We start from the raw sequence: 14,083 nt of genomic DNA on the forward strand, positions 1-14,083 counted from the left end.
AAGCTAGCTAACATGAAAATTCATTGCCTTAGATCCGTCTTCAGTGTCAACCCAGTACTTGTTTTTACGATTTGCTTAATGTTCACAGGCTGCGGATCACGCGAGAGAGTGATTTTTGAAAAACGTCCGCGGCCAGTCGTTACGATCTTGCTTCAGAAGCAACCGCCACCAACGGCTTCCTTGCTTTCCGCATCCGCAGGTGCTTGGAAGACTGAACAGATTGGTTTTGAGGTCGGCGGCAGGGTCGAGTTTGTTGTCGAGCAGAATACCAAAATCGAAGGACGAATCTACGACGTTGATGACAATCTGCTGTTCCCCGGCGATCCGATTGCTCGATTGGAAAGTGAACGGTTTCGGTTGGCGGTTGCCAAAGCCAAAGCGGACGTCGAAACAGCGGAGCAAAATGTGCTGTCCGCTCAAACCGAACTCGAAGGTAGCATTCCCGCGCAGATCGCCGCGGCGGTTGCCAAGCGGAAGGCTGCCGAGGCAGATTACTCACGCAGCAAAAAACTGGTCGCTCGCAATGCTGGTTCTCGCAGCGAACTGGATCAGAACAAAGCGAACTACGACAGCGCCGTTGCGGAAGTCCAGCGGCTGCAAGCAATGTACAAGGCGCAGGAATCGCAAATCTCCTCGCTTAAAAGTGTTTTGGAACAAGCCAAGCAAGGATTGCGTGATGCCCAGCGAAACCTAGAAGACTGCACGCTGTATTCTTCGTTCACCGGTCAAGTTGCCGAAACATCTGTGGTCCCCGGCAGCATCGTCCAAGCCGGTGCGCCCGTGGTCACGTTGCAAATGATGGACCCGATCAAGGTAGAACTAGAAGTGTCAGCGGAGGTTTCGCGGCGATTGAGCCCAACGGATCTTTACCCGGTCTACGTGACGATGCCGACGGGGGAAGTCGAAATGCATCAAGGCTACCTTGACCAAATTGATTCGATCGCAGACCCGCTGACCCGGACCTACACAGTGACGCTGTTGGTCATCAATCGGACGTTTTCTACCATTGAAGACGTCGACGTCGCGACCACGCCTAACATCTGGCGACTAGATTTACCGTTCCTGCCCGGGGCGAGTGAAGGAAAGTTGTTTGTCGAAGAGAAGGCGATTTTGCGAGACGATCAGGGAGCCTACCTTTGGCAAATCACTAACGCGACGACCAATGGCCGATCCCCCAATGATCACGCACTCGAGGTTCGCAAGATTCGCATCACCACAAAAGATTTTAAGGCTCCCTATTTCGGAAGCTTTGTCTTTCAGGAAGTCGTCGTCGAGGACGAGGCGTTCGATCCGCGTTTGAACTTGGTGATCGGTGAACTGTCGGTCAGCGAAGGAGTCGCACAAGATTGGAACGGAACCACGGTGTTCTTGGATGCGGGCAACCGCTGGATGCTTCGACCTGGTGACCTGGTCAAAGTGGATCTTTCCAGCGGCAATAAGGATAGCGGCTACTACGTTCCGTTGAACGCGATCGCTCGCACCAGCGGTCAAACCGCAATTTTTGTGCTGCAGGAATCGGGTGATGGTGCCATCGCGCGTCGCATTCCCGTTGAACTGTTTCAGCAAGACCAAGAAAACGTTACGTCGAGCGTTTGTCGAATCGAGGCGATCGGTGAAGTATCGCTGGAAGGGAAACGCTTGATCGTCGAAGGCACTCATTACTTGGTTGATGGAGAACCGGTCAACGCGGTTTCGTCATCGCAAGAACCAAACAGCGAGGATCGATCATGAACCTTGCCGAAATCGCGATGAAGTATCGCACGGTTGTGTTTACGTTCGTGGTCATGCTGACCCTGTGGGGCGTTTATACGTTCTCAACGATGCCGCGCCGCGAAGATCCCGCGTTTACGATCCGCACCTGCGTTGTTTCGACGCGGTGGCCGGGAACTCCGGCGGTCAAGGTCGAAGAATTGGTCACCGACAAGATCGAAGAAGAGTTGGATTCGATCGAGGAAGTTGACTATCTGAAATCAGAAACGACGACGGGTCAGTCCGTCATCTATGTCAACCTGGAAGACAACGTTCGCCCCGATCATGTCCAGCAGGTTTGGGACAAGGTTCGCGCCCGAATCGACAAGACTCCGATGCCGGCCGAAAATGTGCGGCCAATCGTCAATGACGAATTTGGTGACACGTCGATCATGCTGCTTGGCGTTTACCAAGTTCCGCTCGGCGGCGACGATTCAGTCCGAGACGAGAACCGGTACAGTGCCCGAGAACTGGAAGTCTTTGCCGACCAGGTTCGCGATGCCATCCGTGTGCTACCCGGTGTTGCGAAGGTTGATAAGTACGGCGTTCAAGACGAAGCGATCTATATCGAAACCGACCTTGGAACTTGGTCGCAGCTTGAATTAACGACCAGCCAATTAAAGCAACTGGTCGCTGACCGAAACATCGTCTCGCCCGGCGGAAGTTTCGATACGCCTGATGGAAAGTTCAACGTCAAACCGGGCGGTGAATTTGATGCGATGAGCGAAATTGAATCGGTCAGCGTGGCGGGAGTGAAAAGCGGCGATTCGTACAACCAAGTCAGCTTGACCGATATCGGTTTGACGGTCCGGCGAGATGCCGTCGAGCCGCCAGAAGTGATCAGCCGCTTCACCGAACCTCGCGGGACTTTCCCCGCAGTGATGGTTGGCATGACGATGAAGTCGGGCGAAAACATTGTCGAAATTTGCGAAGCAGCGACTCGGCGAATTCAACGAATGATCGATGTCGAGCAAGCGCTTCCCCGTGACATCGCCGTTCGCCCCGTTTCAAAACTGTCTGACAATGTGACCAAGAAAATCAGCGACGTGATCGTCAATGTGATCGAAGCGATCATCATTGTTGTGATCGTTGTATTCCTGTTTGTGGGACTGCGCACGTCGCTAGTGATGGCCGCAAACATTCCATTCGTCGTGCTCGGTTCGATTGCCATCATTCGCATGTTTGGTGTCGAACTCGAACAGATCTCGCTGGCTTCCATCATCATCGCACTCGGGTTGCTGGTCGATAATGCCGTTCAAGTCTGCGATCAGACTCGCGTCAACATTCTTGCCGGCATGACGCCGCAGAAAGCGGCCGTCGAAGGGGCAAAGTCGTTGGCGATGCCAATGTTGGTGGGAACCTTGACCACGGTGGCCGCGTTCTTGCCGATGTTGATTGCGCTGGAAGGCGGTGGTGCGGAATATGTTTACAGTCTACCGGTCACGCTTTCCACAACGCTGTTGCTCAGTTGGCTGTACGCGATGACGATCTGCGTCTTGCTGTCCGCGATGATCATCCGAGCACCGAAGGATCCTGAGCGTCCTTCGGCACCGCTGCCCTGGTTGAATTTTCGATTGAATCAACTTGCGTCCAGCGTCAAACAGAAATGGCTCAAGGCTAGTAGTGACCGTGGACCGACAGCTCCGCAAAAAAACGACGGCAACCTTTTTCTTTCCGTTTACAGCTACACCGCCAAGATCGCTCTCCGATTCAAATGGATCACCGTGGCTGCATCGGTCCTGATGTTGGTTGGGGCAATGCAGTTGCCTGTCAGTACCGAGTTTTTCCCGCAGGACCGGCGTGATCAGTTTTATGTCGAAGTCACTCTTCCTGAAACAGCAACCATCGAACAGACCAATCAAGTTGTCTCGCAGGTAGAAGACACGCTCAAAAAGTTGAGTCCATCGACTGATGGTGAAGGCAATCCGATCGAGCGACTGCGAACGATGCGCAGCATGATCGCACAAGGTGGCGCTCGATGGGCGTTGGGTGTTAGCCCGCCTTCGCCGCAATCCAACACAGCCGAAGTTTTGATTCGCACCACTGCGGGCGAGTTGACTGAAGGCATGATCGCCGATTTCCGGCAGGCCGTTGAAGCGGGCAATCCTGAACTGGGCATCGAAGCGATCGCGGGTGCCCGGATTACGACAAAACGAATCCAGATGGGACCGCCAGCGAACCCGGTCGAAATTCGCGTTTCGGGCGAAGGCTTTGCCGACATCGGCGAACTGCGTCGAGTGGCCGAGGAGGTCAAACAAATGCTGCGTGATGATCCAGACACCTGGGACGTGGCCGATTCGTGGGGCGTCGATGGTTTTCAGCTAAACATCGAAGTGGATGAAGAGAAGGCAAGCCTTTCAGGCGTCACCAGTGCCAATATCGCCAACACCCTGAACGCCTACTTCACGGGATTGCAGTTGACGACGTTTCGCGAAGGCGACCATTTGGTGCCGGTCTACTTTCGGTTGCGCAGCGAGGATCGCAATGATCTTTCAGAAATTGACAATGCGTTCGTGGAAGGGAAAAACGGCAAGGTTCCACTCAGTTCGATTGCCAAAGTGGTTCAGACTTGGCAACCTGGAAAGATCGAGCGACGCGATCAAAATCGAACCATCGAAGTTTCATCGCAAGTCGACGACGGTGCATCGGGAAACGATGTGGTGCAGCGAATCTTCAATTCCGATCGCATGCAGAAGCTGAAAGAAACGATGCCGGTTGGGTTTAAGGTCGAAATCGGCGGTGCTTTGGAAGAGAGCCAGGATTCGGCAGCTCAAATGATGACGTCGTTTGGCATTTCATTCTTGTCGATCGTATTGATCCTGGTGGTCCAGTACAACGGCTGGTCAAAGACGCTGGTGATTTTGACGACGCTTCCGTTGGCGATGATTGGCGCGTGGTTTGGCCTTTGGCTGACCAGCAATCCGCTCGGCTTTATGCCGCAGCTTGGCCTGCTATCGCTGTTCGGCATTGTGCTAAACACGGGCATTATCTTCATGGAATTTGCGGACATCTTGATCGCTGAAAAACGGGATCAGCTCGATCGCGACGGCAGCCTGACTGGCCCGGTCGTTGGTTTATCAAGAGCAGAATTCCGAGAGTGCTTAGTGACGGCGGGCAAACAACGAATGCTGCCAATTTTCCTAACCACGGCAACAACGATCGGTGGCTTGTTACCGTTGGCACTGACCGGCGGCCCGTTATGGGTCGGCATGGCATGGCTAATGATTTTCGGCCTGATCGTAGCAACCCTATTAACGCTCTACATCGTCCCCGCACTCTACGCCATCATCGTCGAAACCTTCGGCATCCACCCAATCCCAGCGATCGTAAAGCCAGACCAATGAACGTTGTTCTGTTAAGGAAGCTTCATGGCGGAGAGTACTCGGAGAGTGGTTTGTCTTTCATTACGCTGCTGAATCGAGGCTTAGCGATTTCAAACGTCAAGAACGTCAATGGTTTCTGGTGACAAAGAGTCGGGTAAGTTTCATCGACGTAAGCGGTCTTGCTAAAATGTTACGATCGATGAGTTTACTTCCTTTATCTGCGCAGGAAGAGTTCTCAGCGGTGTACTTGATTTAGACAAAAAAATTAAAGACAAAAGATTACTGCGACTGATTTTTTCATCTGTTATTTTTCTGTTTAGCACTCCGGTGCAGATCGGCGGTTTATCGGTTTTAAATCACCAGAATTCCATGGTGCTGGGCACTCAAGGTGGGCCCGTTGTTTGGTCAAACGAACACGGTCCAGCCGGTTTGGCGGACGAAGCTTTCTAGGGCTAGGCTTCCGACGGTGGAGGTGCCTGCTTCGTTTAGGCCGGGTGACCAGACGGCGATCGCGCCGTGGCCTGGGGCGACTACTAAGATGCCGCCGCCCACGCCGCTCTTGCCGGGCAAGCCGATGCGATAGGTGAAGTCGCCGCTGTTGTCGTAGTGGCCGCAGGACATCATGACCGCGTTGATGCGGCGGCATGCTTCGCTGCTGACCATTTGCGTTCCGCTGACTGGGTCGGTGCCGTCGAATGCTAGGAACAATGCCGCGCGGCTGAGTTGTCGGCAGTTCATCGAGATCGCGCAATGTGAAAAGTATGCTCGCAAGGTGTCTTCGACAGGATTTTGAAGGTTGTCGAACGACTTCATAAAGTACGCCAACGCGCGGTTTCGGGAGCCCGCTTCCGATTCCGACTCGGTGACAATTTGGTCAACCAGGATCGCATCATCATCGGCAAGCATTCGCAGTCGAGTCAGCAGTTTGTCGATCATAATTTCCGGGCCGACTTGGGTAACCAGGTGATCGGTGACGACGATGGCCCCGGCGTTGATCAGAGGATTTCGCGGGATGCCGCATTCCTTTTCCAACTGAACGATGGAGTTGAACGGGGATCCCGATGGTTCGCGACCAACGCTTTGCCAAAGAACGTCGCCGACTTTGCGAAGAGCCATCGACAGCGTGAACACTTTGGAAATACTCTGGATGGAAAAGGGTTCATCGGCGTCACCGATGCAATGCGTGCTGCCGTCCGCCATCGCGACCGCCATGCCAAATTTGTTTGGGTCGATCGCGGCAAGTGCGGGGATGTAATCGGCAACGCGTCCTTGGCCGCGAGACGGTTCCACGACCGATTCAACTTCTGCGAGTATTTTTGTCCAATCCATGATGCGATTTCTAGCTTTGTGGGGCGTGACTTGCGTTTTTTGCTTTGAAGGTTGCTGGTTCTAACCGAGGCCAAGATGCTGGCACAGCCCAAGGCTGGCCACGGCCTACATGCTGGCGATCCTACAACGTACACTCGGGTTTTGAGTTTTCGCAATCGTGCCGCTCGCAGACACAAACCAGGGATCGACGATGGATCAAAGTGCTTCGCTGTTTGAAGACGCCGAACAGCAGAACCTCCTGCAAGTCGAACCGCTGGCGGCTCGAATGCGGCCGCGAACGCTGTCTGAATATGTCGGGCAACAGCACCTGTTGAGTGAAGGCAAGTTGCTGCGGCGGATGATTGATGCGGGGCGGTTGGGAAGCATTTTGTTGTCGGGACCGCCAGGGACAGGCAAAACAACGCTGGCACATTTGATCGCATCTGAAACGGGCAGCCAGTTGAAAATGCTGAGCGCGGTGTCGTCGGGCGTCAAGGATGTGCGAGAAGTCTTGGCCTGGGCGGATGACACGATCCGTAGCGGAGGGAAGCGGCCGCTTTTGTTTATCGACGAAATTCACCGTTTCAGCAAAAGCCAACAAGACGCGTTGTTGCCCGATGTGGAAGCCGGTGTCGTGTCGCTGATCGGTGCGACGACAAGCAATCCGTTCTTTGCGATCAATGCGGCGCTGTTGAGTCGCAGTCAGTTGTTCCAACTGGAATCGTTGTCGGAAACGGAGATCGCGGGTTTGCTTGAACGTGCGATCGCTGATTCGGACCGTGGGTTGGGTGGTCAGTTGTCCAAGCAATCGGTGTCGGTGGCCGAAGACGCGATCACGTTTTTGGCTCAGGCCTGCGAGGGCGATGCGCGGCGGGCATTGTCGGCGCTGGAAATTGCGGTGTTGAGTGCGAAGCCGAATTCGGTGGTCAGTCGAGAGGTCGTGCAAGAATCACTTGGCAGTCGAATCGGTGGATACGACGGCACCGGTGACGATCATTACGATCTGATCAGCGCGATGATCAAAAGTATCCGCGGCAGTGACACCGATGCGGCGATCTATTGGTTGGCCAGGATGTTGGAAGGCGGCGAGGACATTCGTTTTTTGTGTCGCCGTTTGGTGATTCTGGCCAGCGAAGATATTGGCAACGCTGACCCACAGGCGTTGTCGCTGGCGGTTGCGGCGATGCAGGCGTGTGAGTTTGTCGGATTGCCCGAGGCTCAGTTGACGCTTTCGCAAGCGGTGGCCTATTTGTCGCTGGCCCCAAAGAGTAACGCCGCGACGGTCGCGATTGGTGCAGCGAAGAAAGATGTTCGCGAGCAAAAGTTGGTCGCGGTGCCGAAGCATTTGCGGGAAGCTCATTACAAGGGGGCGGCGGAATTGGGCCACGGTGTGGAATACCAGTCTTCGCATCATGCCGACGACGGGATTGGGAATCAGCATTACGGGGTTGACCGAACTTATTACCAGCCCGTCGATCGCGGTTTCGAGCAAGAGCTGCGAAAGCGGATCGATGATATTCGCTCGCGACGCGCGGATTAGGGCCGCTGGCGCGTTTGCTGCCAACGTGACATAGCGGCCCGCGGGTGCTGGTCTGCCGATATCGCTAAACAGTTTCCTGTAAACCACTTGCGAACGAAATGTTTGCTATGGCACACCGCTTGCTCTTAGGGGACGTCCATCAGGCGTGACTGCCACCGGTGCATCTCGACGGGATTGCATCTGCGTTCGGTTTTGGAACGCAACGGGCTCCGTCTGGTGAAGCGAAGTTTAGAAAAATCAAGAACACAGTAGACAACACACTTACCGCTTCAAGCCTGAAGCTCAACGATCCTTACAGGAGAAAAACGTCGTGGCAAAGCAAATCGTTTTCGACGACGACGCACGGGGGCCATTGCTGGCCGGTGTCAGCAAATTGGCGCGTGCCGTCCGCAGTACTCTTGGCCCGCGTGGCCGAAATGCCGTTTTGGACAAAGGTTGGGGTTCGCCCAAAGTCACCAAGGACGGCGTCACCGTTGCTGAGGACATTGATCTGGACGACCCGTTTGAAAACCTGGGTGCCCAATTGGTCAAGGAAGCCGCCAGCAAGACCAACGATGTTGCTGGTGACGGAACCACGACCGCAACGGTATTGGCCGAAGCGATCTTCCGCGAAGGCCTGAAAATGGTCGCCACCGGAGCTGATCCGATGGCTTTGACTCGTGGCATCAACAAAGCGGTTGAGGCAACTTCAAAAGAGATCGCCAAGCTGGCCACGCCGATTCGCGAAAACAACAAGAGCGACATCAAGCAAGTCGCCACGATCGCTGGTAACAACGATCCGTTGATCGGCGAAGTGCTGGCGGACGCGTTCACCAAAGTTGGCAAGAACGGTGTGATCACCGTCGAAGAAGGCCGGTCGAGTGAAACCTATGTCGATGTTGTCGAAGGCATGCAGTTCGATCGCGGATTCTTGTCGCCTCACTTCGTCACCAACCAGGACGACGTGTCGGTTGAGTTCGACGATTGCCACATCTTGTTGTTTGAAGACAAGATCAGCAACAACAAAAAGATGATTCCATTGTTGGAAGCGATGAGCAAGGCGAAGAAGCCATTGTTGATCATCGCCGAAGACGTCGAAGGCGAAGCCTTGGCAACGTTGGTCGTTAACAAGATGCGTGGCATCCTGTCGGCCTGTGCCGTGAAGGCACCTGGTTACGGTGACCGTCGCAAGGCGATCATGGGCGACATCGCTGCGTTGACTGGCGGCAAGGCGATCTTCAAGGATCTGGGTATCGATCTGGAAAGCGTCAAGATGTCGGACCTTGGTCGTGCCAAGAAAGTTCGTATCACCAGCGACGGAACCACGATCGTCAGCGGTGGCGGAAGCAAGTCGGACATCGAAGGCCGGGTCGCACAGATTCGCCGCGAGATCGAAGGCACCGATAGCGATTACGATCGCGAAAAGCTGCAAGAACGTTTGGCGAAACTCGCCGGCGGTGTGGCTCAAATTAACGTTGGTGCTGCGACTGAAACTGAAATGAAAGAGCGAAAAGCTCTGATCGATGACGCTCGTGCGGCTACGCAAGCAGCATTGGAAGAAGGCATTGTGCCCGGTGGCGGAACTGCATTGCTTCGCTGTCGTAAAGCGATCGAAAAGCTAGAAGCTGCAACGGAGGGCGATCAAAAGCTCGGCGTGCGGATTATTCTGAATTGCTTGGATCAGCCTTTGCGTGCGATCGCGAACAATGCGGGCCTTGATGGGGCTGTGGTTGTCAATCGCGTGCTGCAAATGAAGGGCAAGACTGACGGCTACGACGCCAATGCTGAAAAGTATTGTGACCTTGTCGCTGGCGGTATCGTCGATCCGGCCAAGGTTGTTCGCACTTCGCTTACCAACGCGGCATCGGTTGCCTGTTTGTTGCTGACCACCGAGTCGTTGGTGGTTGATATTCCTGTCGAAGAAGAGCCAGGTGGCGGCGACCATAGCCATGATCATGGAATGGGTGGCGGCATGGGCGGCGGAATGCCGGGCATGGGTGGCATGGGCGGAATGGACATGGGCGGCATGGGTGGAATGGGCGGCATGATGTAAGGAAGAAGCGATTAGCTTTTAGCGGTTAGCTATTGGCTTTTTGTTCTTTCGTCACGTTCATTCAATCGTTTTTTAAACAACAAACTTCAAACACTTTCAGCTAACGGCTCATCGCTAACAGCTAATAGCTTTTACAGGAATCAATCATGGCAAAACTTAACTTGCGTCCTCTGGACGATCGCGTCGTTGTTCAACCCGAAGACGCCGAATCCACCACTGCCGGCGGCATCGTGCTTCCCGATTCGGCTCAAGAGAAACCACAGCGCGGCAAGGTTGTTGCCGTTGGTCCAGGCAAAATGCTGGACAGTGGCAATCGTGGCGAGTTGTCCGTCGGTGTCGGTGACACGGTGATCTACGGCAAGTACGGCGGCAGCAACGTCGAAGTCGATGGCAACGAAGTCAAGATTCTGCGCGAATCAGACATCTTGGCCAAAGTGCTTTAAGAGAGCTAGGGAGCTATTAGCGATTAGCTATTAGCTTTTACTGATCCAATCTTAGCTAATAGCTAACTGCTAATAGCTAATCGCTCTAATGAAACGAAGCGTTGGACGTTTGGTCAACCAAGCGTTCTTCCAACAACAACAACAATTCAAACTAAGGAAACATCCCGATGGCTAAGAAGCTGCTATTTGAGGATCACGCACGAGCCCGCATGTTGGCGGGTGTTGACAAATTAGCTGACGCGGTCGCTGTGACGATGGGGCCAACCGGCCGCAACGTGATCATCGATAAATCGTTTGGCGGTCCAACTGTGACCAAAGACGGCGTGACCGTTGCCAAAGAAATTGAACTCGAAGATCGTTTCGAGAACATGGGCGCGAAGTTGGTCATCGAAGTCGCTCAAAAGACCAGCGACTTGGCTGGTGACGGAACGACGACCGCAACCGTGTTGGCACGAGCGATCTTCAAGGAAGGTTTGCGTAACATTGTCGCCGGCAGCAACCCCGCCGCGATTCGTCGCGGCATCGACAAGGCGGTCGCAGCAGCGTCGGTCAAGTTGATGGAAATGGGACGCCCTGTCAAAAACAAAGAAGAAGTCGCCAACGTTGGTGCGATTTCAGCGAACAATGACCACGTGATTGGCAACCTGCTTGCCGATGCGTTGGAAAAAGTTGGCAAGGACGGCGTCATCACGGTCGAAGAAGGCAAGAGCCGCGACACCGAGGTGACCTACGTCGATGGAATGCAGTTCGACAAGGGCTACGTTTCGCCCTACTTCATCACCGATCCCGGCACGATGGAAGCGAACCTGGAAAACGCTTTGGTGTTGCTGTACGAAAAGAAGATCAGCAACATTCGCGACTTGGTTCCGTTGCTTGAAAAATCAGCGTCAACCAGTCAGCCTCTGTTGATCATCGCCGAAGACGTGGACGCCGAGGCGCTGACGTTGCTGGTCGTCAACAAGCTGCGTGGAACGCTGAATGTTTGTGCTGTGAAGGCACCTGGTTTTGGTGATCGTCGCAAGGCCATGCTCGGCGACATCGCAACCCTGACCGGCGGAACGCTGATCAGCGACGATCTTGGCATTCAGCTTGAAAACGTGACCCTGGAACAACTCGGTCGCGCCAAGAAGGTGACTGTCGATAAGGGCAATACCACGATCGTCGAAGGTGGTGGCAAGCGAGCCGATGTTGATAAACGAGTCGGACAGATTCGTTCGCAAATCGAGCAAAGCGACAGCGACTACGACAAGGAAAAGTTCCAAGAACGTCTGGCCAAGCTTTCTGGTGGCGTTGCTGTGATCGCCGTCGGTGCTGAAACCGAAGCCGAGATGAAGCAAACCAAGGCACGTTTGGAAGACGCGTTGCATGCGACTCGTGCAGCCGTCGAAGAAGGCATCTTGCCCGGCGGCGGCGTCGCGTTGGTGCGTTGCCGCGAAGCTTTGGAAGAAGCGAAGAAGAAGGCTAAGGGCGACGAAAAGATTGGCGTCGATATCGTGCTCGGTTCTCTGGATGCTCCCATGCGTCAGATCGCCGACAACGGCGGCATCGATGGCAGCGTCGTTGTCGACGAAGTCTCGCAGAAGGCTGACAACATCGGCTACAACGCCCACACCGGCGAGTACACCGACATGTTGAAGGCTGGCGTTGTTGACCCGGTGAAGGTGGTTCGCACAGCACTTGCCAACGCTGGCTCGATCGCCGGCTTGCTGCTGACGACCGAAGCCTTGGTCACGAACTTCGACAAGGAAGACAAGAAGATCGAAGGCGTTGTTCAATAGCGTTTAGCTGTTAGCGATTAGCGATTAGCTTTTCTAACCAGCCCGCTCCCAAGCTAATGGCTAAACGCTGATAGCTAACGGCTAAGGATCCATGGAAAAAACTTGTTACTACGAATTGCTAAAGGTCGAACGGTCGGCGGGCAAGTCCGAGATCGATCGTGCGTACCGGAAGCTTGCGATCAAGTATCATCCCGATAGCAATCGGAACGATGAATCGGCTGTTGAAAAGTTCAAGCAAGCCACTGAGGCGTACGAGGTTCTCAGTGACGCTGAAAAACGCGGCCGCTACGACCAGTACGGCCATGCGGGGGTCGAAGGCGTTCATCAATATGGTGATGTCGAAGATATCTTCGAGGCCTTTGGCGACATGTTTGGCGGTGGCGGCAGCATGTTCGGCGACCTGTTTGGTCGCGGTGGACGAGGTGGCGGTGGACGTCGTCGAGTCCGTCGCGGTGCCGACATTCGCTGCAACGTGACGTTGACGCTGGAAGAAGCGGCCAGAGGTGTTGATAAAGACATCGCGTTTCGTCGTCGGACCAAGTGCGAAACTTGCGAAGGCAGCGGAGCGGCACCCGGCAGCAAGCCTGTCACGTGCAACACTTGCGGCGGTCACGGCCAGGTGATTCAATCGGCCGGCATTTTGCGAGTGCAAACGGCTTGCCCGGATTGTGAAGGTGCGGGCACGACGATCGGAAATCCCTGTGGCGATTGCCGCGGCAGTGGACTGGAAAACAAAAAGGCGGAGCTGACCGTTACGATTCCCGCCGGAGTCGATGATGGGATGCGGGTGCGAGTTCAGGGCGAAGGCGAAGCCAGTCCCGACGGTGGCCCCGTGGGCGATTGTTACGTCTTCATCACCGTTCGCGAACATGAATTGTTCAAACGCGATGGTAGCCACCTGATTTTGCAGCTACCGATTTCGTACACGCAAGCGGCATTGGGTGCGGAAATCGAAGTGCCAACGCTGGACGGACCTGAATTATTGACGGTCAGCGCGGGAACTCAAAACAACGAAGTCTTTACGCTGAAGGGAAAAGGCATCGTGGATCCGCGCGGTGGGCGAGCCGGCGATTTGCTGGTGCAGGTGTTCATCGAAGTGCCAAAGAAATTGACGTCTGAACAGGAACGCTTGTTGCGAGAACTCGCCGAGAATGACCATCAATCGGTGCTGCCTCACCGAAGTTCGTTCCTGGGTAAGTTGAAAACATTCTTTGAAACAGAAGCTTAATCATTATGTCTGAAAATAGAGAACACGAAGATTTCGATAACGACGGTGACGTCGATGGCGATGTCCATCCGTTTGACGCTGCGATGGAAGACGCCATGGATGTGGAAACGTCCGTCGGTGAGACTCGTGACGAAGAGATGGATCGTCTTCGCGAAACAGCCGAGTCGGCTGACAAGCGAGTGTTGATGGCGCAGGCCGAAGCCGAGAACTTTCGCAAGCGAATGCGTCGTGACTTCGAAGACCAGCTTAAGTACGCGGCGGTCCCGATCATCACCGACATTTTGCTGGTGCGAGACAACTTGCTTCGTGCCATCGAAGCGGCTGGTGATTCACCCGAGGTCGCTGGGTTGCGTGATGGTGTCGCAATGGTGACCAAGCAGTTCGACGACGCGATGGCCAAGCACGGCATTCGCGAAATCCCAGCCGAAGGCGAGTTGTTCGACCCGAACTTCCACGAAGCGATCTCACAAATGCCCGGCGACGCCCCCGAAGGCACCGTCGCTCACGTTGCCGTCACCGGTTTCCAAATGCACGACCGCGTCATTCGCCCATCCCAAGTGGTGGTCAGCACGGGCCCCGCTTGATTTGCGTCCCGCGTGATCTGGGCCCTGCATGATTTGTGACCAATTCTGTTGACGCCAGCAATTCGTCCGCTGAAGTGGTTTGGCGGAAAAAAGCGGCC

Annotated in this window: 9 protein-coding genes; 8 read left to right on the forward strand and 1 reads right to left on the reverse strand. The window is 54.6% G+C overall.

Going from position 1 to position 14,083, the window contains the following annotated elements:
• Nucleotides 1-108: 108 nt before the first annotated feature.
• Together RC85_RS05615 and RC85_RS05620 are read left to right on the forward strand one after the other, a co-directional pair.
• Nucleotides 109-1,731: an efflux RND transporter periplasmic adaptor subunit gene (locus RC85_RS05615; RefSeq protein WP_068259641.1), complete on the forward strand. Its 1,623-nt coding sequence runs from the start codon at nucleotides 109-111 to the stop codon at nucleotides 1,729-1,731.
• Nucleotides 1,728-5,093 carry an efflux RND transporter permease subunit gene (locus tag RC85_RS05620; protein WP_068259644.1) on the forward strand — a complete coding sequence of 1,122 codons (3,366 nt, stop codon included), beginning with the start codon at nucleotides 1,728-1,730 and terminating at the stop codon, nucleotides 5,091-5,093. The genes RC85_RS05615 and RC85_RS05620 overlap by 4 nt, the downstream gene beginning before the upstream one ends.
• A 384-nt stretch (nucleotides 5,094-5,477) precedes the next feature.
• On the opposite strand, the gene RC85_RS05625 is transcribed toward RC85_RS05620, so the two are convergent.
• Entirely contained in the window at nucleotides 5,478-6,401 is a 924-nt protein-coding gene (locus RC85_RS05625) for a glutaminase (protein WP_068259647.1), read from the reverse strand.
• Nucleotides 6,402-6,591: 190 nt separating this feature from the next.
• On the opposite strand from RC85_RS05625, the gene RC85_RS05630 reads away from it, so the two are divergent.
• The 6 genes from RC85_RS05630 to RC85_RS05655 all read left to right on the forward strand — a co-directional run bounded on the left by RC85_RS05630 (nucleotide 6,592) and on the right by RC85_RS05655 (nucleotide 13,985).
• Nucleotides 6,592-7,920 (forward strand): replication-associated recombination protein A, encoded by a 1,329-nt coding sequence (locus RC85_RS05630; protein ID WP_068259650.1) that lies wholly within the window; start codon nucleotides 6,592-6,594, stop codon nucleotides 7,918-7,920.
• Between the two features lie 310 nt (nucleotides 7,921-8,230).
• On the forward strand, nucleotides 8,231-9,952 hold the full coding sequence (gene groL / locus RC85_RS05635; protein WP_068259652.1) for a chaperonin GroEL: 1,722 nt from the start codon (nucleotides 8,231-8,233) through the stop codon (nucleotides 9,950-9,952).
• A 146-nt stretch (nucleotides 9,953-10,098) separates the two neighbouring features.
• Nucleotides 10,099-10,395 carry a co-chaperone GroES gene (gene groES, locus RC85_RS05640; RefSeq protein ID WP_068259657.1) on the forward strand — a complete coding sequence of 99 codons (297 nt, stop codon included), beginning with the start codon at nucleotides 10,099-10,101 and terminating at the stop codon, nucleotides 10,393-10,395.
• Between the two features lie 167 nt (nucleotides 10,396-10,562).
• On the forward strand, nucleotides 10,563-12,173 hold the full coding sequence (gene groL / locus RC85_RS05645; RefSeq protein ID WP_068259660.1) for a chaperonin GroEL: 1,611 nt from the start codon (nucleotides 10,563-10,565) through the stop codon (nucleotides 12,171-12,173).
• A gap of 91 nt (nucleotides 12,174-12,264) precedes the next feature.
• Nucleotides 12,265-13,401, forward strand: coding sequence for a molecular chaperone DnaJ (gene dnaJ, locus RC85_RS05650; RefSeq protein WP_068259663.1), 1,137 nt, complete (start codon nucleotides 12,265-12,267; stop codon nucleotides 13,399-13,401).
• A gap of 5 nt (nucleotides 13,402-13,406) precedes the next feature.
• Nucleotides 13,407-13,985 carry a nucleotide exchange factor GrpE gene (locus tag RC85_RS05655; RefSeq protein WP_068259667.1) on the forward strand — a complete coding sequence of 193 codons (579 nt, stop codon included), beginning with the start codon at nucleotides 13,407-13,409 and terminating at the stop codon, nucleotides 13,983-13,985.
• Nucleotides 13,986-14,083 lie beyond the last annotated feature (98 nt).

This window comes from Rubripirellula obstinata (assembly GCF_001642955.1).
GTDB lineage: Bacteria > Planctomycetota > Planctomycetia > Pirellulales > Pirellulaceae > Rubripirellula > Rubripirellula obstinata.

What these genes read in the sequence shown, in the direction of transcription:
- RC85_RS05655 (WP_068259667.1), top strand. Translation starts at nt 13,407, where the DNA reads ATGTCTGAAAATAGAGAACACGAAGATTTCGATAACGACGGTGACGTC.
- RC85_RS05630 (WP_068259650.1), top strand. Translation starts at nt 6,592, where the DNA reads ATGGATCAAAGTGCTTCGCTGTTTGAAGACGCCGAACAGCAGAACCTC.
- RC85_RS05625 (WP_068259647.1), bottom strand. Translation starts at nt 6,401, where the DNA reads ATGGATTGGACAAAAATACTCGCAGAAGTTGAATCGGTCGTGGAACCG.
- dnaJ (WP_068259663.1), top strand. Translation starts at nt 12,265, where the DNA reads ATGGAAAAAACTTGTTACTACGAATTGCTAAAGGTCGAACGGTCGGCG.
- groL (WP_068259660.1), top strand. Translation starts at nt 10,563, where the DNA reads ATGGCTAAGAAGCTGCTATTTGAGGATCACGCACGAGCCCGCATGTTG.
- groES (WP_068259657.1), top strand. Translation starts at nt 10,099, where the DNA reads ATGGCAAAACTTAACTTGCGTCCTCTGGACGATCGCGTCGTTGTTCAA.
- RC85_RS05620 (WP_068259644.1), top strand. Translation starts at nt 1,728, where the DNA reads ATGAACCTTGCCGAAATCGCGATGAAGTATCGCACGGTTGTGTTTACG.